Here is a 25,981-nt window from a genome sequence, read left to right as displayed (position 1 = left end):
TGCGACAGCGGCTGACCGTGACCGCTGTGTCAGTCCTTTCCTCTGCTGGAACCCCTGATTCGTGCCTGGGCAGTTGTGCTTGCTTCCAGTCTCCAAGCAGGTGACGTTGCGCTCTACCCGCGCTTCAGGCTCTGGCTGCCGAGCCGTGACTGACTGCTACCGCCAGGAGGCTGACACGTCTGGATCATCCAGTCCCGGCCGATCACCCGCGGCATCATGGCGCGATCGACGTGGTTGCACATGCCCGTGCCCAGCTCGACCACGGCCGGAACTCCATCCCGCTCACTCCGCCCAATCTCGCGTGCCGTCCTTCTAAGCAACTTGGGTTGACTAATGCGGATAGGCAACCTAAGTTGCTTACATGCCCGCTGAGGAGAGGTCCACTGAGCATGACCCCGGTGACGCGCTGGCGGCCGTGGCGGCGTTGCGGCGGCTGGCCGACCAGCTGGAGGACGCCGCGGTCGAGCAGGCCATGCGGGCGGGCTGGGGTTGGCCGCAGGTCGCCGAGGCGCTGGGAGTGACGCGCCAGGCGGTCTACAAGAAACACGCCAAGCGGCTCATCGCCGCGGGCGTCAACCTGAGGAGACGCTCACGATGAGCGAAGTCGACAGGATGCTCCAAGGGATCATCGAACGGGCGGGGGAGGAGGCCCGGCGAGACGGTGCGGCGGCCATTGAGGTGGGGCACCTTCTGCTCGCGATCGCGGCCGACCCGGATCCCACCACGCGCGAGATCCTGGCCTCGGTCGGGCTCGACGAGCAGGGCGCCCGCGAGGCGTTGGAGCGGGAGTTCGAGCACAGCTTGGACGTGGTGGGAGTGTCGGCCTCCGCCTTCGACCTGCCGCCGCCGAGCCCCGCCCCCAAGCCTCCGACGCGTGTCGGGGCGTCGTTCAAGCTCGCGCTCGAACGCGCCATCGCCTGCTGCCCCCGCAAAAGGGATCTGCGGCCCGCACATCTGCTGCTCGGGATCCTGCAGGCCGAGGTCGGCACCGTGCCGCGCGCGCTCGAGCTCGCGGGCATCGACCGGAGCGACATCAGGGAGCGCGTGGGACGCGCCCTCGGCGAATAACGCACGGGAAAGGTGAGGCGATGACGCCTAGTGAGGAGGTCGTGCTCGATGTCGACGGGTTGCGCATGCGCTACGGCGCGACCGACGTCCTGCACGACGTGACGTTTCAGGCACGCCAGGGCGAAGTACTGGTCCTGCTGGGGCCGAACGGGGCTGGCAAGACCACCACGATCGAGATCCTTGAGGGATTCCGGATGCGCTCGGACGGCCGGGTCGAGGTGCTCGGCACCGATCCCGCGCACGGCGACGAGCGGTGGCGGGCGCGCGTGGGCGTGGTCCTGCAATCCTGGCGTGACCACGCGAAATGGCGGGTGCGGCAACTGCTGGAGTATCTGGGTTCCTACTACGCCGACTATTCCACCGCGCGCGTCGAACGGCCGTGGGACGCCGACGAACTGATCGCGGCGGTCGGCCTGACCGAGCACGCCGACAAACAGATCAAGATGCTCTCCGGTGGGCAGCGGCGCAGGCTGGACGTGGCCATCGGGGTCGTCGGCCGGCCCGAGCTGCTGTTCCTGGACGAGCCCACCGCCGGGTTGGACCCGCAGGCCCGGCGCGAGTTCCACGACCTCGTCGTCCGCCTCGCCGAGGAGGGCGCGACCACGATCCTGCTCACCACCCACGACCTGGACGAGGCCGAGAAGCTCGCCGACCGCATCCTGATCCTCAACGGTGGGCGGATCATCGCCGACGGCACGGCGGAGGAGCTGGCGCACCAGATCGTGGGTGCGGACGAGGTGCGCTGGACCCGCGACGGGCGGCGGTTCGTGCAGTCGACCGGTGAGTCCACCAGGTTCGTCTTCGACCTGTTCCGGCAGTACGGCGAGACCGTCACCGACCTTGAGGTGCGCCGGGCCTCGCTGGAGGACACCTATCTGGCCTTGGTGCGCCAGGCCGAAGCCGCGGCGAGCCCGCTGGAAGGAGCGGCCCGATGAGCCGGGGTACGACACCGCTGCGCGCGGGTTTCACGCAAGGGCTGATCGAACTGCGCCAGTCCTTCACCGGCAGCGACCTGTTCGCCCAGTTGCTGTGGCCGGTGGTCACGTTGGTGGCCATCTTCCTGCTACGGGACAGACGCTTCAGAGCCAGCGGCTTCAGCCTGGACGCCCTCATCCTGCCCAGCGTCGTGGGGATGTTCGTCGCGTTCGGTATGCTGCTGTTGCTCCAGCACCTCGCGGCAGAGCGCGAAGACGGCACGCTGCTGCGAGCCAAGGCCACTCCGAACGGGATCCGCGGCTACTTCATCGGCAAGCTGGTCACGGTGTCGGGGACCATCCTGGCGTACCTGGTGATCCTCCTGGTTCCCGGGCTGCTCATCTTCGACGGGCTGGAGTACGGCAACGTCGGCACCTGGCTCACGCTGGCCTGGGTGCTGCTGCTGGGGCTGGTGGCGACCCAGTCCATCGGGGCGGCGCTGGGAGCGCTGATCTCCAGTCCGCGCGGGTCGGGTTACATGTCGTTGCCGGTCATGGGCCTGATCGCGATCTCCGGCATCTTCTACCCGATCGCCGCCCTCCCGGAATGGCTGCAAGGGATCGCCCAGGCGTTCCCCATGTACTGGCTCGGCCTGGGCATGCGCTCGGCGCTGCTGCCGGACGCCGCTGCCGCCGTCGAGATCGGCGGCTCCTGGCGGCACCTGGAGACGGCCGGGGTCCTGGGGGCGTGGGCCGTGCTCGGCCTGGTGGCGGCGCCGATCGTGCTGCGCCGGATGGCGCGCCGGGAATCGGGCTCCAGCGTGGCCGAGCGCCGCGAGAAACTCCTGCAGCGGATCGGGTAAGTGCGGGGAGGTGAGGCGATGCCGGTTCTGCGATGCCCCGGTGGGCGCGGACCAGGTGTGCCCCGTCGAGTTGGACGACGCGGATGCCGCCGTCTTCGTGGGCCTGGCACTGTCTCCGGTCAGCGGCGTCCTGACGGTGGCCGAGTACGTGAGTGACCGCAGGACACCTCCGGTGGCCGCGCGGGCAGGGCTGGCACCTGAAGGAGTACCCGCCGGCGATGGGCTAGCGGCGATCCCTGCCCGCAGTGCCTGGCGTGGATCGTCCTGCTCAGGAACGTGCTGGTGCCGGACGAGCCGCAGGCGGTCGCCCTCGGCGGTCGTCATAGGCGTCGCGGGCCGCGGCGATGGCGGGGCCGGCGTGGCGGGCCCAGTCGGACAGTGCTTCCAGCGGCTCGCGGATGTCTTCGATCAATGCGGTGGTGGCGTACTCCACACGAGGTGGAGCGTCAGCGTAAACGGTGCGGGTGACCAGGCCGTTGCGTTCCAGGTTGCGCAGGCTCAGAGTCAGCATGCGGCGGCTGACGCCCTCGATCGCCCGTTCCAGCTGGGTGAAGCGGCGGGGGCCGTCGCCCAGTTCGACGAGCACCTGGGCGCTCCACTTGTCACCGATCAGGGCCAGCACCTCGCGGAGCGGGCACTCGGCGGTCGCACCGGCACCGGCGGGTGCGGTGCCCTGGTCTGTTACCTCGGTGTTCCGTCGCGACAAGAAAGTGCCTCCTTCACGGCAGTTCGATCATGCTCCAGGATGGTGCCCGTTACAAGTCGTAACGTTCCTGGACAGCGCCCTGTTCGGGCCTGTCGCACGGGACCGGCAATGGCAAGGAGCGGCGGGTGTCCTTCGCACGCAGCAACGGATTCAAGATCGCCTATGAGGTGTCGGGGGACGGGCCCCCACTGGTCCTGCACCCGGGCATGTTCCAGATCGGCGCGCACTGGACCGAATCGGGTTACACGCCGGCACTGACGGCGGACCACACGGTGATCACTGTGGACCCGCTGGGCATGGGAGGCAGCGACGCCCCCCAGGACCCGGCGGCGTACACGCTGGCGCGACGCGCCGACTACGTCACCGCCGTTCTCGACGACATCGGTGCGGAGAAGGCCGCGTTCTGGGGTTATTCGCTGGGGGCCCTGACCGGCTATGCGGTCGCCGTGCACGCGCCCGAGCGGCTCACCAGGCTGATCGCCGGTGCGTTCGATCCCATCGGCGGCTTCCGCTCCGCGATCGGACCGACGCTGCGCCATCTCGGCCTGCCCGCGGACACCGACGCCTACCAGTTGGTGAAGCAGGGAGCCGCCGCCAATGCCGCCCAGGCCGCCGTGGTCGACGCCGGGGAGCCGGGGGCCTTCCGCGCGAACTACGAGGCGTTCTCCCATGAGCCTGGCCCGCACGTCCGACTGGCGGCGGCCGACCTGCCGATGCTCATGTACGCGGGTACGGCCGATCCTTGGCATGAACCGATGCGGACCTTCGCCGACCGGACCGGCATCGGTTTCTTTTCCGTTCCGGACGCCGACCACCAGGGCGGCTGGGACAGGTCGGCGGACGTCCTGCCCCACGTGCTGCCGTTCCTGACCGGCGACCTTTCCTGACCCGGCAAGCCGCCTGCCGCAGCGGTCGTCACGCAGCGGCAGGCGGTCTCGGCACTCATGCGGTCGGCTCGTGCTCTCCGCATGGGACACGCGCTCAGCCGGTGGCGGGGCAGCTGGTGCCGCGTGCGGGGACCTTCAGGTCGGTGAGGTAGGCGTCGACGCTGTTCTCCATGCAGGGGCCGTCGGTGGCGGTGCCGTGGCCGTGGCCCTCGTAGGTGAGGAGCACGCCGCTGCGTCCGAGCTGCCGTTCGACGGACTGCGCCCACGGGTAACCGGTGGCGGGGTCGTGCAGCGAGTTGGACAGCAGGATCTGCGGAGCCCCCTTCACCTTGAGGGGGTGCTGCGGGTTGGCGGTGGGGGCGCCCAGGCAGGATGCCACGATGCGGGCGGTGAGCACGTACGGCATGTCGGGCGCGGCCGTGTTCAGTTCCCGGACGAGTGAGGCGTACTCGCGTTGGTCGCGCACGGGCAGGCGCCAGTCGCCGCAGAAGATCGGACCGGTCGGCGGGAGGGGCGAGAGCGTTGTGGGCCCGGCGGGCAGCGGCTTGCTCGCCTCCATCGTGGCGATGGTCTTGGCCAGGCCCGCGAAGTCGGGCTTGTAGAACGCCTTGAAGGCGATCGTGTTGACCGCGTCGATCGACGCCAGGCGGGTGCCGGGCTTCTTCGGGTCCTCCAGCTCGCCACGCTCGGCGCGGGCCAGGATCCCCTTCCAGATCGCGCGCACGTCCCGGCCGTGCAGCGCGGAGGCCGCGTTGGCGTCGGACCATTTCACGAACTCGTTGAAGGAGTCCTGCGCCGACGTCCCCATGTCGCGCAGGAAGGCGCGGGTGGTGGGGACGCTGTGGTCCATCACGCTCTCCAGGACCATGGCGCGGATCCGCTGCGGATACTTCTCGGCGTACTGGGCGCCCAGCAGGGTGCCGTACGAGCTGCCGTGGAAGTTCAGCTTGGGTTCGCCGAGCGCGACGCGGATGGCCTCCACGTCCTCGACGGTGTTCGCGCTGTCCACATGGTCGAACACAGGGCCGGTGCGCTTCCGGCAGTCCTCGCGCAGCTTCGCGTTGTAGGCGAGGGTGGCGTCGAACTCGGCCTGGTTCGCGATCTTCGGGGACGGACGCTGGGCGACGAGGTCGTCGGAGCAGGTGATGGGGTTGCTGCGGCCGACGCCGCGCGGGTCGAAGCTGACGATGTCGAACCGGCGCCGGACCTCGGGGCTGAACCGGGCGATGCCCCCCACGACGCGTTGGACGCCGCTGTCGCCCGGCCCGCCGGGCCCGAACACCAGTGACCCGACGCGTGCGTCGGGCTCGGTGGCCTTGCGCCGGGCCAGGGCCAGGCCGAACGTCGGGCCGTCGGGGCGGTCCCAATCGACGGGCAGTTTCAGGGTGGCGCACTCCGCGCCGGGATTGTCGGGGTCGTCGCACGGCGTCCAGGTGAGGCTCTGGGCCGCCGCGACGGGGGTGGCGTTCACCGTGGGGGAGGTGACGAAGGAGGTGACGGCGACGGTGCCCGCGGCGAGCCCGGCGGCCACGCCGAGGCCCCAGGCCGCGGTACGTCGTCTGGTGCGGATCTTCATGAAGGCAGAACCTACTCTACAAAGACTTCTCTGCAAACTTCTTTCTGCAAAGTAGTCTCTGTGTGACCTTCGCGTGGCACTGGACGGCTCATGTCTGTGCGGCTTGTTGGTAATCGAGGCCCAGCGTGCGGGCGATGTCCCGCAGGGTCTCCTCGTAGATGGGCGCGAGGTCGGAGTAGACGAAGTCGAGCTGGTTGAGGACCTCCATGCACAGCAGTCCGTACAGCCTGATCCAGCAGGACAAGGCGACGTGGAGGGCTTCGATGGGCAGTTTCCGGCCCAGGCTCGCCGCGTAGGCCTGCAGTTGCCGGCGGACGGACGGCGCCAGATTCTCGGGCGGAGGGATGGGGAAGGGAGCGTCGGCCCACAGGTCCTCGATCTGTTCCAGGAAGACCAGCTCGAAGTCGCGGCCGGCGAGGTTGCGCGATGAGTCGGGGCGCGCCCGGGCGGACGCGGCGGCCGGGATCGGGCTGGCGAAGATCCAGCCGAACTCGGCGGGGTGGGCGATCGCCCAGGCCCGCATGGCGCGGCAGGTGGCCAGGAGGCGCTCGGCGGGCGAGCCGGCGGCATGGGCGTCGCGCGCGGCCTCCATCGCCGTGGTCAGCTCCCGGAAGAAGTCCGCGGTCACCGCTCCGCGATCCGCTGTCGATGTACGGGCTGTTGCGCCCGGCCGAGACGCTGCGCACCTACACGATCTGGGATTTCCTTCCTGAGGAACGGGCCATCGAGTTGCGTGTGCACCTCTACGGCGGGGACGGCATCGGCCTGAGCTGGGCGCGCGAGGCCAAGCCCGGCGATCAGGTGACGTTCTGGTGGCCCCAAGGCGACTTCTTCACCCGCACGGCACCGTTCCATCTGTTCGTCGGTGACGAAACCGCCGGCGCCGCGTTCGGTCCCATGCTGCGGGCGCTGGCCCCCTCCGCCCGCGTGTACGGGGTGCTGGAAAGCGAGGGCGTCGAGCACGACCTGCCGATGCCCGGCCCGCACCGGCTGCGCCGGGTCCACCGCAACGGAGCCCCTGCCGAATCCTCGCGGACACTGCTGGCGGCGGTGGCCGACCTGGACCTGCCCGGCCCCACCGGCGCCGCGTACGTGGCCGGGGAGGCCCGGACCTGCCAGATGATCCGCGACCACCTGGTCCGCGAGCGCGACTGGGATCGCCGCTCGATCAAGGTCAAGCCGTTCTGGGCCCCGGGCAAGCGGGGCCTGCACTGACCGGTACGCCAGGCACATCACCGCTCGTGGGGGGACGCGATGAAAGCGATCATCCTCGGTGGAGGGATCGGGGGCCAGGCCGCCGCGGTCGCGCTGCGGCGGCGCTGCGGGCGTTGGACGCGCTCGGGAGGCACTGGAAGACGCCGTGGTGCTCACCCAGGCCTTGGAGACCGCCCCACGGTCGCCGAAGCGCTGCACGACTATGACCGCGCCCGCAGGCCACGCACGCAGATGATCGCTCGCCGGTCCCGGCAGATCGGTGTGATGGCACATCGCGCCTCCGTCCCGCTGACCACCGCACGGGACGCGGCCATGCGCGTGATGCCCGCCTCAGCCTTCGCCGGATCTCTCGCCCCGTCGTGGGGTGGACCGCGTAACCGCGGGCGAGCCCCCTGGTCAACAAAAGGAGAGCCATGACGATTCTGGTGACCGGCGCGACCGGCAAGGTCGGCCGCAACGTGGTGGCCCAACTGCTGGACACGGGCCGACCGGTGCGAGCGATCTCCCGATCCCCGCAGCGGGCAGGGTTGCCCGAGGACGTAGAGGTCCTGCACGCGGACTTCGCGCGGCCGGAGTCGCTGCACACCGCACTGCGCGAAGTCGAGAAGGTGTTCCTGTTTCCCAGCGCCACCGGCCTGCGCGACTTCACCGCCGCCGCGTCACACGCCGAAGTCCGCCACATCGTCTTGCTGTCGTCCACCGTGCCCGGCTACGACAAGCCCAACCCGATCAGCGAGGCGCACCTCGCACACGAGCGCGACGTCCAGGATTCGGGACTGCCGTGGACGTTCGTCCGGCCGGGCGGCTTCATGTCCAACGACCTCAACTGGGCGGCGACGATCAAAACGCAGGGGGTCGTCCGCGACCCGTTCGGCGACGCGGGCGTCGCGCTCATCGACGAACGCGACATCGCCGCCGTCGCCGTGACCGCGCTCATCGACGACGCCCACATCGGCCGAACCCACGAGATCACCGGACCGCACGCCCTCACCGCGATCGAACGGATCCGCATCCTGGGCCAGGCCATCGGCCGCCGACTGCGCTTCGAACGGCAAAGCTCCGCGGAGTTCACCGAGCAGGTGACGAACGAAGGCTACCCAGCGCAATACGCCGAGGCCGTCCTCGAATTCGGCGCATACTTCGACGGCAGGTCAGGGCCCGTCTATCCCGCGGTCGAGCACATCACCGGACGCCCGCCGCACACCTACGCAGACTGGGCCGCCCACCACGCCCCCTACTTTCGCTGACCCGAGCTCAGGCTGGCGGGCCGGACAACGCCGCCTGCTGGTCTGCCGCGGGGTCGGTGCAGAGCTGGGTCGTCAGGGTGGTGCACGCCCATTCTTCCCACGTGTCCGGTGACCAGCCGCGGTCGTGGACGAAGACGAGGTACAGCTGTGGGCTGAGCAGGCCGAACAGCAGATCCGCGGCCATCGTGACGGAGACGTCGGGGTGGGCGTCGGGCTTGCGGGCCAGCGCTTCGGCCGCGGCATGCTGCACGGTGTGACGCGGATCGGGGCCGTCGGGCCACTGCGCGGCGATCTCCGGGTCGGTGGCCGCGGCGGCCGCGATCACCGGCATGATCGGAGCGATCCGGCCCAGGATCTCGCGGGTGCCGCGAACGTGCGCGCGCAACTGGTCGGCCGCGGTGGGGGCGGCGCACGCGGCGCGGAACCACTCGCGATCCATGGTGGCGACCGGCTCGGTGTCACCGGCGATGGATGTGTCGACGACGTCCTTGAACAGCGTGCGCTTGTTGCGGAAGACGAAGTAGATCGTCTGAACCGCCACGCCGGCCCGGTCCGCGACCTCCTGCAGGCTCGTCGCCCCGTAACCCTGCGCGAGGAACAGTTCCCGCGCCGCCTTGACGACCTTCTCGCGGGTGCGGCGGGAGCGCTCGGCCCGCTTGTCCGGCTTGACGGTGTTCACACCAGGAGTCTATATCTAGAGTTCGTCACTAGAGTTCAACTCTAGATTCTTGGAGGAGCGATGGAAGACGCGCGAGCTGCCCTGCGACGCGAGCGGGAGGGTCGTACGGACCTCGACTGGGAGGAGGCCGTCCGCGGCGAACTGGAGGACTACTACCGCGCCGGCAAGCCGCCGTGGGACACCGACGTGACGCCGCCCGAGCTGGTCGCCCTGGTGGAGGGGCCCGATGCGCTGCCGCCCGGCCGTGCCCTCGAGCTCGGCTGCGGCACCGGAACCAACGCCACGTATCTGGCTCGGCATGGCTGGGAGGTCGTGGCCGTCGATCTGATCGACCGCGCGGTACGGCAGGCCCGGGAGAAGGTCGACGCGGCGGGCGCGGCTGTACAAGTGCTGTGCGGAGACGCCACCCGCCTCGACGAGCTGGACGTGCCCGGCCCATACGACCTGTTCTTCGACCTGAGCTGCTACTGCGGAATCCCGCCGCACCGCCGCGACGCCTACGCCGCCGGACTCACTCGCCGCGCCGCTCCCGGCGCACGGCTGCTGATGTTCGGGTACGGCCCCGAGGCTTTCGACGACCCGATCTCGGGTGTCACCGCCGACGAGTTGCGCGCCAGGTTCGCGGGTTGGGAGACGGTCGAGGTCACACCTGGCACGAACGAAGTGCCCACCTTCTGGTTCACGCTGCGCCGCGACTCCGATGCCTTCGGACGCCGGTAAGTGTCGGCGACTGCCCTGGTCCGGTCGTCTCCGGCGATGAAAGATGTCGATCCCGGACAAAGACACCGGCCCGTGCCTGAAAGGCGCGGGCCGGTGTTCTTATGGAGGACGGCCTTACCGGCCGCTCTCCTAGGCGCTGGCCTCGAACAGGTCCAAGCCGGCGTCGATCGCCCCGAGGTGCGAGAAGGCCTGGGGGGTGTTACCCCACTGCCTGCCCGTTACCGGGTCGATCTCCTCGGCCAGGAGCCCGAGCGGGCCGATGTGGCGCACCATCTTGTGGTACCAGTCCTCGGCGAGCCTTCGCTCACCGATGCGGAGGTAGGCACCGGCCAGCCAGAAGCCGGTGATGACGAACGCCATTTCCTCTCCCGGCAGGCCGTCACCGAAACGCTCGGTGTCATAGCGAAGGAGCATGCCGTTGCGGGTCAGCCCGCTCGCCACAGCGTGCACCGTCGCCCGCACGCGCGGGTCGTCGCCCGGGAGGAAACCGAGCGTGGGGATCAGCAGGCACGAGGCGTCGAGCGCATCGTCGCCCGCGGCGGCGGTGAAGACGCCCCGTTCGCCGACTCCCCGCAGGATCTCCTCCTTCATCTCCCTGGCGGTCCGCGCCCACTCACGGGCCCGACCGCGGTCGCCCCGGATCTCGGCGAGCTTGCTGCCCCGATCCAGCGCGACCCACAGGTACACGTTCGACATCGTGAAGATCCGAGGCGCGCCCCGGATCTCCCAGATCCCGCGGTCGGGTACCCCGCGCGCCTTGAGCGCCCCGTCGACCAGGCGGATCACCAGACGCCAGGTCCGGCTGGTCAGCCGGTCCCACTGCGTCCGGTGGATCAGTTCGAGGAGCTGCCCCCAGAGGTCGTTCTGCCGCTGGGTGTACGCACCGTTCCCTGTGCGAACCGGAGCAGCCCCTTCGTACCCGGGCAGGTGCTCGAGGACCTTCTCCTCCAGCCTGGTCCGTCCGCGCAGGCCGTACATTATCTGTATGTCCTGTTCGGGAAGACCCTCGAGGAACCGCACCAGACCGTCGGCGACCTCGCGGAAGCCGAGGCGGAACAACGCCAGTGCGGTCATCGCGCCATCACGGCACCAGAAGTAGCGGTAGTCCCAGTTCCGGATGCCTCCCGGCGTTTCCGGGAGAGAGGTCGTGCCGGCCGCCGCGGGGAGGCCGCTGAGGGGGCACAGCCCCTTCAGCACCAGCGCGCTGCGCGCGATGTCATGCCCGAAGCGGAATTGCGGAATCCGGCCGCTGGCAAGCCAGCCTCGCCAAGAACCGATGGTGTCCCGCACCTGGGCCTCGGCCTCCATGAAGCTTCGCGGAGGCTCGTGGTCGCCCCAGGCGAGGGCGATGTAGGCGGCGTCCCCCTCCGTGAGGGTTCGGCGTGCCCTGACCCGGCCGCCTTTGGTCGAAGGGCGGTTCAGGTCGGTGGCCCTCCTGAGTTCGAGTCCGTCCCGCGACCGTGCGACGGACCCCTCCCAAGTCACGGACTCGCGCCCGTAGTCGAAGACCGGCTCGAGGTCGGCCTCGACCTGGACCTTCCCCTTGGTGCACCTGATGAGGCGCACGAGGGTCTGGCGGGCGCCGCCGCCCCGCCCCGTCACCAGAACGTCCGTGACGACGACACGCCCCCCTTGCGGAGTGCGCCACTCCGTCTCGATCCCCAGGGAATCAGAGATGTTCCGGGCCACCGGCGTTGCTTCTCCGGTCGGCCCTACCCTGAAGTGGCCCTTGCCTCCGAGGAGCCCGGAGAACACGGAAGGCCCGTCCATCTCCGGGAGGCACATCCAGACGATGTCACCGTCCTTCGCGAGAAAGTTGGTCTCTCCATCGGACACGAATCCGAGGGACTCGATGCCAGGGAACCGGCATCGAGGGGAACACGTACTCTCGAACATGAGCCTGACCTCCTTCTTTGTTTGCGAGGCCAACCCGGACACCTGAGGCCCGGGTGGGTTCGACACTTTGGCGTCGAACACCGTTAACCGTCCCGAAACCTTTGGGAGGGGCAACATCGGCTCGTCCGCGAGAGTGGCGCCGGCAGGCGACCCAGGCGACAGGCCGGCGCCGAATGCGCAGTGAAGGCGGCACCGGGCCGGGTGCCCGGTTCCCGTGAACCGCAGGTGCGTCCGGACCCGCGGGTCAGGACGCACGTCGATATCGATAGCGCGGACCTCAGCGGCGGGTCATCAAGGTGGTCGAGGCTTAGACGATGACGGCGAAGGCTTCCGCCTTCGGCGGGCACGGTGCACGATCTGCTTCAGGCGCCCTTGCCTGCGGCGGACGTTCGCGGGGCCGTGGCCTCGAAGCGACTTAAGTACTGGATGCTGTGTGAACCCCTCTGGGTGGGAGTCGCGTATCTCCGGACATTCCGGTTCTGAGGGGGTGTCGCGTGGTCGCTCGGTTTCTTGCCGTCCTCGTCGGGGTCTGCCTTGTCGCGGTGAGCATCCCGGCCGGTGCGCACGGCGCGATGGAGCTTCCGGTGAGCCGGGCCTCCGCGTGCGGCGGGCCGTACGCCCGCAGCGACGCGTGCCAGGCCGCCGAGGCCAGGAGCGGCGCGGCGCTCGCGCGCTGGGACGACGTGCGCGTCCCGGACGTGCGCGGACGCGACCGCCAGATGATTCCGGACGGGCGGCTGTGCAGCGGCGGGATCGCCCGGTTCGCCGGGCTGGACCTGCCGCGCGCGGACTGGCCCGCGACCACGCTGACCGGCGCCGCGCGCCAGAGCTTCCGCTACCGGGTGTCGATCCCGCACCGCGGCGGCTTCCGGCTGTACGTGACGCGCGACGGCTACCGTCCCGGCAGAACGCTGACCTGGGACGACCTGGAGCCCGAACCGTTCCTGGCGGTGACCGACCCGCCGCGGCGGAACGGGGTGTACGAGTTCTCCGGTCGGCTACCGGAGGGCAAGACCGGGCGCCACGTGATCTACACGGTCTGGCAGACCTCGGACACGCCCGACACCTACTACTCCTGCTCCGACGTGAACTTCGGCGCGTCCCGGTCGAACACGCCGATCGCGGTGGACGTCCCGCCACGGCCGGGGCCGCAGAACACGGCCGGGCCGAGCGCGGCCGGGCCCAGCGCGGAGATGCTCGTGGCCGCCGGGGGCGGGGTGGCGCTGTTCCTGCTCTTCGCGATGGGCCTTACGGCCGCGTTGCTGCACCGCCGCCGTCCGACCGATCCGGTTCCTGTGGTCAGGGCTTGAGCGTCCAGGCGAAGGTCGCGGCGATCGGGTAGTGGTCGGACAGCATCTCGTCGCCGGCGGTTCGGAAGCGCGCGTTCTCGTTGGAGTAGCCGGTGAGGCGCAGGCCGACCGCGTCGCCGTCCCGGAACAGGATCTTGTCGACGACCTCGCACGCGTCGGTGACGTTCGCGTCGTCGCAGACCAGGGCGGGTGCGCCCGCCTGGGGGACGTCGCCGCCGCGCTCGTCCGCCACCCACGCGTCGGTGAGGCCGGCGGTCGACACCAGCTCGCGGATGTTGTCGCCGGTACGGGTGTAGCGGGTGTTGGTGTCGCCCATCACGATCACCGCGTTGCCCGCCGAGCGGGTCGCGATGTACCAGGCGAGCTGGGTGATGTTGGACCTGCGGGCGGCCAGGTCCGCGTCGGTGGTCCCCGCGTTCGCGTGCAGGTTGTAGAGGTCGAGCTCCGCGCCCTCGGCCAGGGTGAGCCTTTTGAAGGTGAAGCCCTTGGGGGTCAGGCAGTCGAAGCCGTTGCAGGAGTTCCACTTCACCCTGGTGAGGCCTCTGAACGGATGGTCCGACATGGTGTTCAGGCCGCTGCCGAACACGACGCCACCGCTTGTCGGGGTGCGGTACGGGTGCTCGTCCGTGCTGTAGAGGTCGGCGTGGTAATTGAAGTCCTCCTGGACGTTCACCACGTTGTAGGCGTTGACCCGCTCGCCGATCGGCTTGGTGTTCTGCGCCGGGTTCCCGCTCGAGATCGGTTCGGGCAGGCCCGCGACGTTGTAGGTCAGGACCGACAGGGTTCCGCCGGAGTCGGCCGCCGCGGGCGCGGGCGTCATCGCCAGCGCCGCGGCGGCCGAGAGGATCATCGTTCTCGCGCGCATGTCGTCCCTCCGGGAGCCGGGCGTCGTGCCGATCAATCTCGCCCGGCGGCGGGTTCCCGGGAAAGGGACGAAGGTGACAAATTTCGTTCGGCGGTTGCGCGTGCGGCACGGGCGGACAGCGCCATTGCCCACCGGGCTGGTCGTCCGCGCCACCACCGCCCCGCCATCCGGTGTCGGTGGGGCGCTGTAGCGTGCGCGGGCATGGACGAAACGAGGCCCTCCCCGGCAGGCGCCGGGTTCCCCGACGAAGACGTCGTGGAGATGCCCGAGAAGTGGCGCTCCCTGGTGCATCCGCGGCGCGGGAAGCCGGTCGACTTCCCGGTCGAGGTCGACCCGGGGGTGGCGGAGGTCGTGCGGGAGATGACCCGCTTGGCCGAGCCCGAGATCGAGGCGATGCTGGGGCACTCGGCCACCGAGCCGGAGATGGCCGACGCGGTGCGCGCGTGGCTGCGCGGTGAGCCCGACCCGGTGGGCGCGGCGGCGGTCGCGTGCGTCATCGTCGAACGCAAGGGGATCGAGGACGACGCGCTGCGCGCCGCGTTCGTCGACGCGTGGACGGTCGAGCACGGTCTCCCGTTCGCGGCGTGCGCGTTCACCGAGCTGTGCGGGGTGCGGCTCGGCTTCCCTCGCCCAGAACCCGTGGCCAGGCGGCCCGATTCCGCCTTCGTCGTCACGGCCGTGGTGGGCGGGGGACAGGGCGGGGTGATGCGTGCCATGCCCGACGACGACCTCGCCCGGTGGTGGGGCGAGGGGACGTTCATGCGGCGGCTGCGTAACCTCATCGCGACCGCGGGCGACGACGAGTACCAGGAGACCGTGCGGCGGCTCGCCGCGCATCGCGGGGACGGGCCGCGGCGGCTCGCGGTCACCTATCTCGTGCCCACCGAACGGAAGTGGGCGGACGAATGCTTCGCGGACGACCACCCCGATATGTCGCTCACCACGCACCTCCAGCTCTTCTGCTCCCTGTCCACCGCCGAGCATGTCGCGGACTTGAACTCGTTCATGCTGCTGTACCGGGAGGAGCGGCTGCCGGAGATCCTCGCGACCCTGCTGCATGGGGGTGGCCGGGCTGCTGCTCCGGCGCTTGCCGCGGACCTTGCCGTCCACTACGGCGACGTCGAGGCGGGCAGGCGCGAGCAGTTCGAAGCGCTGGTCCGGCTGCCGAGCGACGAGGCGTTGCAGGCCCTCGTCGAACGGCTCGACCAGAAGGACGTCCTGCCGTGGCTGACGGCCGCCGCCGACCGGTTCCCCGTGCGGGCGATACGGGTGCTGTCCCAGTCGACCGGTGAGAGCACCGCCGAAAGGCTGGCCATCGAGGGGCTGCTGCGCGCCCGGGTGCACGCCGATCCCGAGCTTGCCAGGGCCGCATTGCCCGCGCTGCCGCCCGAGAGCAGGAAGGTCGTCGAACCGCTGCTGCCCCCTGCCGCCGTGCCCGACGCCGACGACCTGCCCCCGCTCCTGGTCGACCCGCCGTGGACGCGCCCAAGCCGGGGCAAGAGCAAGCCGGTGGTCCTCGACGGGCTGACCGCCCCCGCCGAATCCTCACTGAAGTGGGAGGACGGGGAGTTCGAACGCTTGGACGACGAATTCGACTGGCCCCGGCGTGGGGACGGCGAACTGGCCTGGTTCGAGAAATGGGTCGCGGATAACGGGCGCCTGACCGAACTGTGGCAGCTGCCAGAGGCGGCCCCGGACGCGCCAGTCCAGTACGGCTCGTTGAAGCTTCGAAACTACGATGCCGAGTTGGTGCGCTTCCTGTGGTTGCCGAAGGTGGTGGCGCGGTTCGGTGTCGACGCCCTGCCGTTGGTGTTGCGTACTGTCACGGACAGGGCGGACATGTACGGGGAGTGGCTGCTTCCCTACCTCGACGCGGATGTGGCCCGCACGATGGCGGGCTGGCTCGGCCGGTTCAAGACCGCGAGGGATGTCGTGCACCGCTGGCTGCGGCGGCATGGAGTCGCGGCGGTGCCGTACCTCGTCCCGCTCGCGTTCGGCAAGTCCGGCCCGGTACGGCGTGGTGCCGAGAGCGCTCTGCGGGTGCTGGCCGAGGAATACGGAGAGACCGCCGTGGTGGACGCGGCGGGGGAGGCGGGCCAGGCCGTCGCGGGTTTGTTCGCCGTCGACCCGCTGGAGATGCTGCCCTCCCGCATGCCCAAGACCGACTGGGCCGACCCCGAACGGCTTCCGCGCGTGCTGTTGCGCGGACGGGAGCGCGCCCTGCCCACCGCCGCGACGCGGCACCTGCTGACCATGCTCGCCATATCCAAGGAGGGCAAGCCGTACCCGGGCGTCGACATCGTCCGCGAGCTGTGCGACCCGGCTTCGCTGGCCGAGTTCTCCTGGGAGGTGTTCCTGCGTTGGTACGGCCAGGGCGCGCCCACCAAGGAGAACTGGGCGCTCGCTCAGCTCGGGCTGCTCGGCGACGACACCACCGTGCGGCGGCTGTCCCCCCTCGTCCGGGCCTGGCCGGGGGAGAGCGCCAGCGCCAGGGCCGTGACCGGGCTGGACGCCCTCGCCCGGATCGGCTCCGACGTGGCGCTCACCCACCTGTACGCCCTCTCCCGCAAGGGCAAGTACACGGGGATCAAGGAGCATGCGCAAAGGAAGGTCGAGGAGATCGCCGCCGCCCGCGGGCTGACCTCCGACCAGCTCGCCGACCGTGCCGTCCCCGACTTCGGGCTGGACGCCGAGGGCGGCATGACCTTCGACTACGGCTCGCGCCGGTTCGCGGTGGGCTTCGACGAGCAGCTCCGGCCGTTCGTCGTCGAGGAGAACGGCAAGGTGCGCAAGAGCCTGCCCAAACCGGGCCCGAAGGACGATCCCGTGCTCGCCCCGGCCGCGCACACCCTCTTCGCCGGGCTGCGGAAGGACGTCCGCACGGTGGCCGAGGAGGAGATCCGGCGCCTGGAGAAGGCGATGGTGCGGGGACGCCGCTGGAGCCCCGAGGAGTTCCGGCGGTTCTTCGTCTCGCATCCGCTGCTGTGGCACATCGTCCGGCGGCTGGTCTGGCTCGCCGAAGAGGGGGACGGTGGGACGGCGACGGCGTTCCGGATCGCGGAGGATCGCACGTTCGCGGACGTGAACGACGACGTGGTCGAGCCGTCCGAGACCGCGCGGGTCGGGATCGCCCACCCGGTCGCCCTCGGCGAGTCAGTGAAGGCGTGGTCGGAGCTGTTCGCCGACTATGAGATCCTCCAGCCGTTCCCGCAGCTCGGACGGCCCGTCCACCGTCTCACCGAGGAGGAGCGCACCGCCACCCGGCTGCGCAGGCTCGAAGGACGCGTCGCCCCCTACGGCAAGGCGAAGGGGATGTCGCAGTCGAGGTTCGAGGACTGCGGCGGGGCACTCGTCCGAGCCGACCTCAACGGCCGGTACGTGATCGTCGACATCAGCCCGGGCCTGATGGGCTACTACATGGGCCAGGGCGATGACCAGACCGTCACCGCGGTCCGCGCGGCCACCGACCCGCGCGATCCGGTGCACCCCCCCGGCGGCCTCCCGCTGGGCGAGATCGACCCGGTGACGATGAGCGAGGTGATCGCCGACATCGTCCACATCAGCGAGTGACCCGGGCCGCCGCCGCGTCAGGACGGCGCGGCGGCGGCCTCGGTCTCCAGCAGCGCCTGCAGTTCGGCCACGGCCTCCCTGAGCCTGTCGGCGAAGGTGTGCATCTGGTCGGCGACCCTGCGCGGCGTGCTCAGGTAGACGTTGAACCGGTCGGGGAGGAGCACGTACGCGACGCCGATGCAGTGCTCGCTGGTCGAGCCGAAACCGAAGTACTCGATGTTGGTGGACGGTGCCGAGCTGGTGCTCAGGTAGTCGTCCCGCATGACCAGCCAGCCCGGCGTCTCGAACAGCGTCAGCGGTTTGGTTACCCCCAGCTCCTCGCCGCGCCGCTTCTGGATCAGTTGCAGCTCCCACAGGTGCTGCTCGGGCACCAGGCCGGACTGGCACTCCTTCGCCCGCCGCACGTGGGCGTCGGCCGCGGCGCGGAACGCCTCGCGGCGCGCCGCCTCGTCCGCCGCGGGGTCGTCCATCACGGTGGCGAACCGCACCGCCTCGGGCGTGACGACGCGCATCGCCTCCGTGCGGCCGTGCCGGAAGTGGCGGGTCGCGATGGACTCGTAGGTGGCGCCGGTGCAGCCCTTCGCCCGCTTGTGCGCCAGCTGGTAGGCCATCTGCACGAACGCGTCAGGCGAGATCTTGAGCTGCTTGGCCCGGTCGCCGCCGAAGTCGTCGAACGACACCGTGGTGGTCGCGGTGGCGGCCCCGTAGGCCGCGAACGCCTCGTCCGCCTCCCGTACGATGCCCCGCAGCCCGTCGTCGAGGATGAACTCGATGGGCGCGACCGCCGGTTCGCCCTGCGGCGCGGCGGCCGAGCGCGTCGAGTGCGCCTCGGCGGACTCGCCCAGCATCGCGTCCACGAAGCTGAGCACCGTCGTCCCGTCCAGGCCGCAGTGCTCCACGTTGATGCCGGAGGTGCCGTCGGCGAAGACGATCAGGGACAGCGCCTTGTCGAACCACCGGTTGCCGCTGTCGCCGTGCAGCAGCTGGTCGCAGGCGTGCAGGGTGTCGCGCGGGGTGAGGTCCTCCAGGCAGACGCAGAACAGCGCGGTCTCCACCTGGTCGAGCGAGGCCGCGTTGGCGGGATCGCCGAGGAGCGTCCGCCGGGCCCGCGCCCATTCCGCGCGGGCCATGGTGGTGAGGTGTCCGACGGGGGCGTCCGGCCGGACGGCCGTCTTCGTGATCGCGGTCAGGGCGGTGGTGAGCTCGTCCAGCGTGTGCGGGCGCCCGTCCGGCCCGAGCACGTCCATCCGGAACATGGCGCCGCGGTGGAAGACCACGATGTGCCGTTCGCGCGACGGGCCGGGCCAGGCGTCGGAGTACGGGACGCGGACGGTGTCCTGCGTCTCGCCGGGGATCCGGGTGGTGGAGAACAGGAACTTGTTCTGCACCATCGACAGCGGGCGGCCGCGCTGCGCGACGGGCGGGATGCTCTCGTCGTCCAGCCGCAGCTTGTAGTCGAGGGCCGCGGCGATCAGCCCGGCGGCCCGCTCCGCCTGCGACGCCCCAGGGGGCAGGCCCGGTGCGTCTCTGAACAGGAAGAAGAAGTTGGCGTTCAGCGCGATGCGGTCGCGGCGGCCCAGGTAGCGGTACGGCCAGAACGTGTCGAGCCAGCTGTGCACGCCCTCGCTCGCGTCGTACTCCTCAAGGGCGGCTTGCAGCTTGCGCCCTGGGCCGCCGGGCCGCTGGAACGCCTCCACCGCGGCCCGCGTCTCGGCCAGCTGCTCCTCGGTCAGCAGCGGCGTGCACCAGTCGAGCAGCTTCCCGCAGCTGTCCTCAAGCGCGGGCAGGGGGATGCGGGGCAGGGCGTCCTCGTTGCCGAAGGTGCGGCGGGACGGCTCGTGATCATTGTTCAATTCGTCGATCCTCGGTCCGGACGGTCTCAACGGCGGCCAGGTCCATGATTACGCGTTCGTTCGTGGCGCGGGGGCGAGAAATATGGAGCCGGGCTAAAAGCCAGCCATCCGATTCCGCGCCGCCGGTGTCCACGCCCACGGCGGCGAGCCGGTCCATGACCTGCGCCTGCTCCTCCGCCGTCGCGAATCGGCGCTGCTTGAACATCCCACCGGCGCGGACGGTCTCGTAGCCCGCGGCGTCCAACGTCTCCGCGACGGGGGCGAACGGGAACATGCGCAGCACGAAATGCGCCATCCACGGCTTATTCCCCTTCTGTACGGCCACGACCCGCGCGATCGTCTTTTCGGTGATGTAGCCGAGGCAGCCGGTGGACACGACGAGATCGGCCTCGGCGAGCAGTTCGCGCTGAGGGCCGGTCGGATCGCCGCGCTCCAGGTCGGCGTGGACGGTCCCGTCCAGGAAACCGGCCTCCCGCGCGTACGCGAGGGCGTTCTCCGACGAGTCCAGGCCCAGGAATCGGACGTTCTTCGCCGCGCCCTTCGAGCGGTCCCGTGCGCGCACCAGATCGCGGTCGCGTTCCAGCAGGTCGTCGCGCGACCGCTCGGCGGCGCCGGGGCCGGTGTAGCGCTCGTACAGTTCGTCCATCGTGGTGTCGCATTTCAGCAGGGCCGCGTTGATGCCGTACGAGCACCCGATGTCGAGCACCGTCGGGTCCGGAATCCCGGTCGCGTCCTTGTATTCCTGAATGAGCCGGAGAAAATACGGCTTGGCGAGCTGCGGAATGGCGTAGCCGAGACCGCGGAGGGTGCCGAAATAGGCGCGCGGATCGGGTTGCGTATAGATGTGGTCGAGCGAGATCTTGCCGGTGGTGTCGACGCGCACGTCGCGTTCCTCTCGGGCTGGTCGAGTCGGCCTAGTCGAGGAGGGTGTCGACCCGGACGGCGTGCCCCGCGGCCGCCAGGTGCTCGGGGCGGACGCGGCCGAACAGCTGCCTGGTCCGCGCCACGCTGCCGATGACCCCCGGCCGCTCGCTGTAGGCGAAGATCGCGGTGTGCCGGGGCGTGGTGCCCCGGACCGGGCTCACCCGGTGCAGCGAGTAGCGGCCCTTGAAGAGCTGCAGGTCGCCGGGGCGGAGGTCGAGCCGCCGGACCAGCCGGCCGGCGCGCCCGGCGAGCACGTCCCGGACGTCGCCGAAGTTCTCCGCCTCGGCCGTCCTGATGTTCGGGCAGTATTCGAAGACGCCGCCGTCGCCGGCCCGCTGCGTGAGCATGCTCACCGTGAACTCATTGGTGTCGAAATGCCACGGATGCTCCATTCCCGGATTGACGACGTTCAGGCACAACCCGGACAGCGGGTCGCCGAGTTCGTGGACGCGGCCGAGGCCGAAACAGTCGGCGACGAAACGCTGGAAAGGCTCGCTGGAATAGATCCGCTGGACGATGTGGCCGGCCGGGATGAGGTCGCGCGCGACGAACGCGTTGCCGCGCTCGACGGGAATGCGGGCCGGGTGGTCGTCCGGCAGCGACGCGTCCACGGCGATGTTGTAGGCGTTGACCGTCTCGACCTCGAAATGCGCCAGCGGGGCGAGGGCCGCGCATTCGTCCCGCAGCGCCTCCCGCAGCCCGGGGCGGACGAAATCGGCCAGCACGCTGCAGCCCGATTCCCGCAGTTCGCGGCGGGTGCGCGCGACCACTTCCCGCCAGCCCGCGCCGCCGGGTTCGGACAGGGGATAGCGCTCGGTGTCAACCACCTGTTCGACGTCCCGAGCCCCGGATGTGCCCATGAAGACCCTCTCCGCCCGCGGGCGCGTCGCCGGAGCCGCCCGCCGTCAAGACCTTCGATCCGCGAACAGGCCACGCTGCCTGCGTCTGCCGGTTCCCTCGCGGGAACCACAAACGGGTTCTAGCACATTATTTGCGCATGATTAATGGCCACATTTTCGGTGCCGGAGTTATCACCGGGAGTCGGACCGGCAGGGGTGACCTGTGCGTTCTGATGCCCGCCGGGCAGGCCGGATCGGCCCCAGACGCGGACGATGTGGCCCATATCACCCTGCCCGGCGCGGAGCCGCGGTCCCGGAAAGGGCTTCCCGGGATCAACCAGACCTTCTAGTCTCCTGCTCGGAACACGCTTGGTGAATGACGGAACTCGCGGAGTGGGGAAGGGGAGGCGGTGGAGCCGCTTCAGGCGGGCGACCCGGCGCGGGTGGGCTCCTACCGGCTGCTGGGACGGCTGGGCGCGGGCGGGATGGGCGTGGTCTACCTCGGCCGGTCGCGGTCCGGGCGGCGGGTCGCCGTCAAGGTCATCAGGGCGGAGCACGTCCGGAACGCGGAGTACCGGGCCCGGTTCCGCCGCGAGGTCGGCGCCGCGCGGAAGGTCACCGGGACGTTCACCGCCCCGGTCCTGGACGCCGATCCGGACGCGGCCGAACCGTGGCTGGCCACCGCGTACCTGCCGGGGCTGACGCTGCGCGAGGCGGTCGCATCGTGCGGGCCGCTGCCGCCGGACGCGGTGCGGGCGCTGGCGGCCGGGCTCGCCGAGGCGCTGGCGGCCGTCCACCAGGCGGGCCTGGTGCACCGCGACCTGAAGCCGGGGAACGTGATGCTCACCGCGGGCGGTCCCCGGGTCATCGACTTCGGCGTCGCGCGCCCGCAGGACGACGGGGCGGCCGTCACCCGCGTCGGGACGCTCCTCGGCACCCCCGGGTTCATGTCGCCGGAGCAGGTGTCGGGCGGCGAGGTCGGCCCGGCGGGCGACATCTTCACGCTGGGCGCGGTGCTGGCGTACGCGGCGACGGGCGCCGAGCCGTTCGGCGACGGGCTGATGCACTCGCGGCTGTACCGGGTGATGAACGTCCGGGCGGACCTGGACGGGATCGCCGACGGGTGGCTGCGCGACCTGGTCACCGACTGCCTGCGCCGCGAGCCGGAGCGGAGGCCGTCCGCCGCCGGGGTGGTGGAGCGGCTCGGCGGCGTCGGCGAGCTGTCGCTGCACGGGACGGGGTGGCTGCCCGCCGACGTCGCCGAGGAGATCGACCGGCGCACGGCGGAGCCGCGGCGTCCGCCCGGCCCGCCCGGGGCCGCGGAGCCCGACGCGGTGATCATGGACCTGGCGACCCTGGACCCCGAAGCCCCCGCGGGCCCGGTGGCGACCGTCGACCCGGCCGCGCCCGGCACCGAGCCGGGAAAGGCGCCCGCGGCCCGCAATCCGCTGGGCCGCCGGAGGGCGCTCGCCGCGGGCAGCGTCCTGGCCGCCGGTGGCCTGGGGATCGTGCTCTGGGATCGGGGCCGCGCGCCGGACGCGGGCCGCGCGCCGGAGCGGGGCCGCGCGCTGAGCGCCGGCCGGGCCGCGTCCTCCGCGCCGGCCGGGCCCCCGCCGCGCCCGGTTCCGCGCTGGAAGACGAAGGTGAGCGACTACTACCCGAACCTGCTCGCCGCGGGCGGGGTGGTGCTGGCGAAAAGCGACGAGGACATCATCCGGGCGCTGGATCCCCGCACCGGGCGGGTCCTGTGGAAGCGTCCGGCGCTCTCCCTTTCCTCGGCCGTCGGCGATGTCGCCTATCTCATCACTCCGAACGGCTGGGACCTGACCGCCGTACGGGCCGCGTCCGGTAAGACGCTCTGGACGCACGACTCGCCGCTCGGCAGCCTGCCCGGGGTGGGGCCCGCGGTCACCGGCCCCGTGGCCTGCGTCGGGGACTACAACCGGAAGCGCGTCACCGCGCTGGGCGTCCGCGACGGGCGGGTGCGCTGGACGGCCGGAGTGAACGCCGAAGACGGGATCGCCGCGGGCGACGGCATGGTCGTGGCGATGGAATCCAAGGTGATCGGGCTGGACGCGGAAAACGGCCGTACCAAATGGACCCATGCCGTCGTCGAGCCACGCCATCCGCACTTCGGCGACGGCCTCTTCTTCGTCGCCGACCGCTATTCCACGCTGCACGCGCTGCGCGCCGACGACGGACGGCTCGCGTGGCGGCGGCCCGGCACCGGCCAGGCGTTCCTGCTCCAGATCGGAGGCGGAATGCTCTACAGCGACGCGGGCGGCGGCCACATCCTCGCACTCAAGACCGCGACCGGAGAAGTGGTCTGGACGCGGCGGCTCGGCTACGGCGAGGGCGGCGACTACGGGCGCGACAACGCGCTCGGCCTGTACGGCGGCACGCTCTACGTCGGGTGCACCGACCGGAACGTGTACGCGCTGGACGCGGCGAGCGGCCGCGTCCTGTGGAGCCACGGCGCCGACATGACGCTCAAGTCCGGGCCGCTGGGCATCGGCGGGCTCGCGTTCGTCGCCACCCGGGACGGTCACGTCCACGCCCTGGGGGGTGTTTCATAAGTCTCGTCCGTGAACGGAGGCGCGCGTGCGACCCCTTGAACCCGGCGACCCGCGCTGGATCGGCGACGGCGACCGGCGCCACCGGGTGCTGGCCCGGATCGGATCCGGCGGCATGGGCGTGGTGTACCTCGGCCGGTCCGCGGGCGGCCGCGCCGTCGCGATCAAGCTGGTGCACGCCGACCTGGCCGGGGACGGCGAGTTCCGGGACCGCTTCCGGCGCGAGGCGGCGGCCGCGCGGGCGGTCGGCGGGGCGTTCACCGCCCCGGTGCTGGACGCCGACCCGGACGCCGCGGTCCCCTGGCTGGTGACCGAGTTCCTGCCGGCGGTACCGCTGAGCGATGCCGTCCAGGACGGCGGGCCGCTGCCGGCCGCGGCGGTGGCGCCGCTGGCCGCCGGGATCGCCGAGGCGCTGCTGGCGATCCACCGCGCCGGGATCGTCCACCGCGATCTGAAGCCGGCGAACGTGCTGCTCACGGCCGACGGCCCGCGCGTGATCGACTTCGGCATCGCGCGGGCGGTCGACGCCGCCACGGTGACGCGTCCCGGCGTGCGTGCGGGGTCGCCCGGGTTCATGTCGCCCGAGCAGGTGACGGGAGGCAAGATCGGGCCGGCCGGCGATGTGTTCTCCTTCGGCGCGACGCTGGCGTTCGCGTGCACCGGTGCCGAGCCGTTCGGCGACGGGCCTTGGCACGTGAAGATGCTGCGGATCGAGTCGGAGGAACCGCGGCTGGACGGCATCGCCGACGACCGGCTGCGGGCGCTGGCCGCCTCCTGCCTGGACCGCGATCCGGAGCGCCGTCCGACCGCCGCCGAGCTGGCCGAGCGCCTGTCCGCGCTGTCCCGGGACGACTCGCCCGAGGACGCGTCCTGGCTGCCGCCCCACATCACGGCCGAGATCGGCAGGCGCGCCGCCGAGGCGGAGAACCCGCCGCTCCCGCTGCCCGCACCCGCCACCCCACGCAAGGTGGAGCGTCGTGTGGTGGCGGCCGCGACCGCCATCGGCCTGGCCCTCGTCGCGGGCGCCGCGATCGTGGCCTGGCCCGCGAAACGGGGACCCGGTGCCGCGGCCACGCCGTCCGCGTCCGCGAAGGCGTCCCAGATCGTGCGGACGACCCCGGCGACGCGCACGCTGGAGTTCTACATCACCGGCGACGTCCGCCTCACCTCGGTGACGTTCACGGTGAACGGCCAGGACACGACCCTCAAGAACGTGAAGCTGCCGCGGCGGCAGATCGTGCGGATCCCGGCCGCGCCGCAGCGCAGCGAATGGCGGCTCAGGTTCCGGTTCCCGCCGGGACAGGTGGCATGGCGGGTCCTCATCGACGGTTTCGAGACCTCCACCGGCGGCAGCGGTTCCGCCGGCCGATCCGGCACCGGAGACTATGACGGAACCGCTTGAGGTCCGGGACCCCTCCCCGGGGCCCGGACGTAGCGTGGAACGCCGCGTGAGAGAAAGGAGCGGACCATGCCGACGGCAATGCCGAGACGGTTGAACAAGGTCGACATCCTGCCGAAGGAGATCGGCAGCCTCGCGCACGGGCTGCCCCCGGCCCGGCCGGGGACGTTGTTCGTCATGGGCCTGAACGGCGGGATGAGCGTGGCGCCGGACGCCCGCTTCGACCTGGTGTTCGGGCGCTGCGAGCCGGACGTCCACGTCTGCGTCGGCGGGAACGACCCGCACGTCAGCCGGAAGCACGGCTACATCACCTGCGAGGGCTCGCGGTGGATCCTGCACAACACCGGCAGGCTCGCCATCCGGTTCCCCGGTTCGCGGCTGGTCCTGGGCGGCCACCACGCCGAACTGCCCGTCGCGTACACGCCGCTGTTCATCGTCGCCCCGCGCCAGGAGCACCTGCTCGAGGTGCGGATCGCCACCAAGACCGCGCCGCCGGGCCAGGGCCGCCACGAGGCCGACACCTACGACGCCGAGAAGTGGGACCTCACCCCCGCCGAGCATCTCGTGCTGGTCTGCCTCAGCCAGCGCTACCTGCGCCAGGAACCGCATCCGCAGCCGCTCACCTGGTCGCAGGTCGCCGAGGAGCTGAAGCGCGTGCGGCGCGGTGAGCGGTGGACGAGCAAGCGGGCCGCGCACCTCGTCACCGACGTCCGCAAACGGCTCAGCCCCAAGGTGTACGGGCTGGTCGAGGAGGAGGTCCCGCCGCCGCTCGGCAACACGCTCAACCACAACCTCATCACCGAACTGCTGGTCACGGCCACGATCGTGGAAGCGGACCTGGCCCTGCTCGACGAGCGGCGGTAGCGGAGCGGGAACC

General features: G+C 71.0%; 23 protein-coding genes. 13 read left to right on the top strand and 10 right to left on the bottom strand.

What is annotated here, in order from left to right; genetic code table 11:
• Positions 1-113 precede the first annotated feature (113 nt).
• Positions 114-263 (bottom strand): hypothetical protein, encoded by a 150-nt coding sequence (locus ABD340_RS26305; protein ID WP_344592413.1) that lies wholly within the window; start codon positions 261-263, stop codon positions 114-116.
• A gap of 98 nt (positions 264-361) precedes the next feature.
• On the opposite strand from ABD340_RS26305, the gene ABD340_RS26300 reads away from it, so the two are divergent.
• From ABD340_RS26300 to ABD340_RS26285, 4 genes are read left to right on the top strand one after another with little or no spacing between them, the layout of a single operon-like run.
• A complete protein-coding gene (locus ABD340_RS26300) occupies positions 362-598 on the top strand; it encodes a hypothetical protein (protein WP_344592411.1) in 237 nt (78 codons plus the stop codon).
• Entirely contained in the window at positions 595-1,068 is a 474-nt protein-coding gene (locus ABD340_RS26295; protein ID WP_344592410.1) for a Clp protease N-terminal domain-containing protein, read from the top strand. Before ABD340_RS26300 ends, ABD340_RS26295 begins: the two co-directional genes overlap by 4 nt.
• Positions 1,069-1,088: 20 nt before the next feature.
• Positions 1,089-2,003, top strand: coding sequence for an ABC transporter ATP-binding protein (locus ABD340_RS26290; protein WP_344592408.1), 915 nt, complete (start codon positions 1,089-1,091; stop codon positions 2,001-2,003).
• A complete protein-coding gene (locus ABD340_RS26285) occupies positions 2,000-2,845 on the top strand; it encodes an ABC transporter permease (protein ID WP_344592406.1) in 846 nt (281 codons plus the stop codon). Before ABD340_RS26290 ends, ABD340_RS26285 begins: the two co-directional genes overlap by 4 nt.
• Positions 2,846-3,113: 268 nt before the next feature.
• Here ABD340_RS26285 and ABD340_RS26280 read toward each other — a convergent pair whose 3' ends face one another.
• Positions 3,114-3,551, bottom strand: a complete 438-nt coding sequence (locus tag ABD340_RS26280; RefSeq protein WP_344592404.1) for a winged helix-turn-helix transcriptional regulator — start codon at positions 3,549-3,551, stop codon at positions 3,114-3,116.
• A 125-nt stretch (positions 3,552-3,676) separates the two neighbouring features.
• Between ABD340_RS26280 and ABD340_RS26275 the strand changes: the two genes are divergently transcribed.
• Complete coding sequence (locus tag ABD340_RS26275) at positions 3,677-4,438, top strand: alpha/beta fold hydrolase (RefSeq protein ID WP_344592402.1); 762 nt, start codon at positions 3,677-3,679, stop codon at positions 4,436-4,438.
• 94 nt (positions 4,439-4,532) lie between these two features.
• On the opposite strand, the gene ABD340_RS26270 is transcribed toward ABD340_RS26275, so the two are convergent.
• Positions 4,533-6,014, bottom strand: coding sequence for an alpha/beta hydrolase (locus ABD340_RS26270; RefSeq protein ID WP_344592400.1), 1,482 nt, complete (start codon positions 6,012-6,014; stop codon positions 4,533-4,535).
• Positions 6,015-6,102: 88 nt separating this feature from the next.
• Positions 6,103-6,642 (bottom strand): TetR-like C-terminal domain-containing protein, encoded by a 540-nt coding sequence (locus tag ABD340_RS26265; RefSeq protein WP_344592399.1) that lies wholly within the window; start codon positions 6,640-6,642, stop codon positions 6,103-6,105.
• A gap of 20 nt (positions 6,643-6,662) precedes the next feature.
• On the opposite strand from ABD340_RS26265, the gene ABD340_RS26260 reads away from it, so the two are divergent.
• Both ABD340_RS26260 and ABD340_RS26255 read left to right on the top strand, forming a co-directional pair.
• Positions 6,663-7,229: a siderophore-interacting protein gene (locus tag ABD340_RS26260; RefSeq protein WP_344592398.1), complete on the top strand. Its 567-nt coding sequence runs from the start codon at positions 6,663-6,665 to the stop codon at positions 7,227-7,229.
• A gap of 413 nt (positions 7,230-7,642) precedes the next feature.
• Complete coding sequence (locus tag ABD340_RS26255) at positions 7,643-8,476, top strand: NAD(P)H-binding protein (protein WP_344592397.1); 834 nt, start codon at positions 7,643-7,645, stop codon at positions 8,474-8,476.
• A gap of 7 nt (positions 8,477-8,483) precedes the next feature.
• Here ABD340_RS26255 and ABD340_RS26250 read toward each other — a convergent pair whose 3' ends face one another.
• Complete coding sequence (locus tag ABD340_RS26250; RefSeq protein ID WP_344592395.1) at positions 8,484-9,155, bottom strand: TetR/AcrR family transcriptional regulator; 672 nt, start codon at positions 9,153-9,155, stop codon at positions 8,484-8,486.
• Positions 9,156-9,215: 60 nt separating this feature from the next.
• Between ABD340_RS26250 and ABD340_RS26245 the strand changes: the two genes are divergently transcribed.
• Positions 9,216-9,875: a class I SAM-dependent methyltransferase gene (locus tag ABD340_RS26245; protein WP_344592394.1), complete on the top strand. Its 660-nt coding sequence runs from the start codon at positions 9,216-9,218 to the stop codon at positions 9,873-9,875.
• A gap of 129 nt (positions 9,876-10,004) precedes the next feature.
• Here ABD340_RS26245 and ABD340_RS26240 read toward each other — a convergent pair whose 3' ends face one another.
• On the bottom strand, positions 10,005-11,771 hold the full coding sequence (locus ABD340_RS26240; RefSeq protein ID WP_344592393.1) for a glycoside hydrolase family 15 protein: 1,767 nt from the start codon (positions 11,769-11,771) through the stop codon (positions 10,005-10,007).
• Between the two features lie 494 nt (positions 11,772-12,265).
• On the opposite strand from ABD340_RS26240, the gene ABD340_RS26235 reads away from it, so the two are divergent.
• Positions 12,266-13,081, top strand: coding sequence for a lytic polysaccharide monooxygenase auxiliary activity family 9 protein (locus tag ABD340_RS26235; RefSeq protein ID WP_344592392.1), 816 nt, complete (start codon positions 12,266-12,268; stop codon positions 13,079-13,081).
• On the opposite strand, the gene ABD340_RS26230 is transcribed toward ABD340_RS26235, so the two are convergent.
• On the bottom strand, positions 13,071-13,946 hold the full coding sequence (locus tag ABD340_RS26230; RefSeq protein WP_344592391.1) for an exonuclease/endonuclease/phosphatase family protein: 876 nt from the start codon (positions 13,944-13,946) through the stop codon (positions 13,071-13,073). The genes ABD340_RS26235 and ABD340_RS26230 overlap by 11 nt on opposite strands.
• A gap of 201 nt (positions 13,947-14,147) precedes the next feature.
• Between ABD340_RS26230 and ABD340_RS26225 the strand changes: the two genes are divergently transcribed.
• Entirely contained in the window at positions 14,148-17,516 is a 3,369-nt protein-coding gene (locus ABD340_RS26225) for a DUF4132 domain-containing protein (RefSeq protein WP_344592390.1), read from the top strand.
• Between the two features lie 17 nt (positions 17,517-17,533).
• On the opposite strand, the gene ABD340_RS26220 is transcribed toward ABD340_RS26225, so the two are convergent.
• The 3 genes from ABD340_RS26220 to ABD340_RS26210 are packed head-to-tail and all read right to left on the bottom strand — an operon-like array spanning position 17,534 to position 21,153.
• Positions 17,534-19,369, bottom strand: coding sequence for a choline/carnitine O-acyltransferase (locus ABD340_RS26220; RefSeq protein ID WP_344592388.1), 1,836 nt, complete (start codon positions 19,367-19,369; stop codon positions 17,534-17,536).
• The gene (locus ABD340_RS26215; protein ID WP_344592387.1) at positions 19,359-20,252 is read right to left on the bottom strand and encodes a class I SAM-dependent methyltransferase; all 894 of its coding nucleotides are present in this window, start codon (positions 20,250-20,252) and stop codon (positions 19,359-19,361) included. The genes ABD340_RS26220 and ABD340_RS26215 overlap by 11 nt, the downstream gene beginning before the upstream one ends.
• A gap of 31 nt (positions 20,253-20,283) precedes the next feature.
• Positions 20,284-21,153 carry a HalD/BesD family halogenase gene (locus ABD340_RS26210; RefSeq protein ID WP_344592386.1) on the bottom strand — a complete coding sequence of 290 codons (870 nt, stop codon included), beginning with the start codon at positions 21,151-21,153 and terminating at the stop codon, positions 20,284-20,286.
• Between the two features lie 389 nt (positions 21,154-21,542).
• Between ABD340_RS26210 and ABD340_RS26205 the strand changes: the two genes are divergently transcribed.
• The 3 genes from ABD340_RS26205 (at position 21,543) to ABD340_RS26195 (ending at position 25,968) form a co-directional block, all read left to right on the top strand.
• Entirely contained in the window at positions 21,543-23,708 is a 2,166-nt protein-coding gene (locus tag ABD340_RS26205) for an outer membrane protein assembly factor BamB family protein (RefSeq protein WP_344592384.1), read from the top strand.
• A gap of 25 nt (positions 23,709-23,733) precedes the next feature.
• Positions 23,734-25,107 (top strand): serine/threonine-protein kinase, encoded by a 1,374-nt coding sequence (locus tag ABD340_RS26200; protein ID WP_344592383.1) that lies wholly within the window; start codon positions 23,734-23,736, stop codon positions 25,105-25,107.
• Between the two features lie 66 nt (positions 25,108-25,173).
• The gene (locus ABD340_RS26195) at positions 25,174-25,968 is read left to right on the top strand and encodes an FHA domain-containing protein (RefSeq protein WP_344592382.1); all 795 of its coding nucleotides are present in this window, start codon (positions 25,174-25,176) and stop codon (positions 25,966-25,968) included.
• Positions 25,969-25,981 lie beyond the last annotated feature (13 nt).

This window comes from Actinomadura vinacea (assembly GCF_039532545.1).
Lineage (GTDB): Bacteria > Actinomycetota > Actinomycetes > Streptosporangiales > Streptosporangiaceae > Spirillospora > Spirillospora vinacea.
Note: the sequence above shows the minus strand (reverse complement) of the source record. Positions and strands in the feature narration are given on the sequence as shown.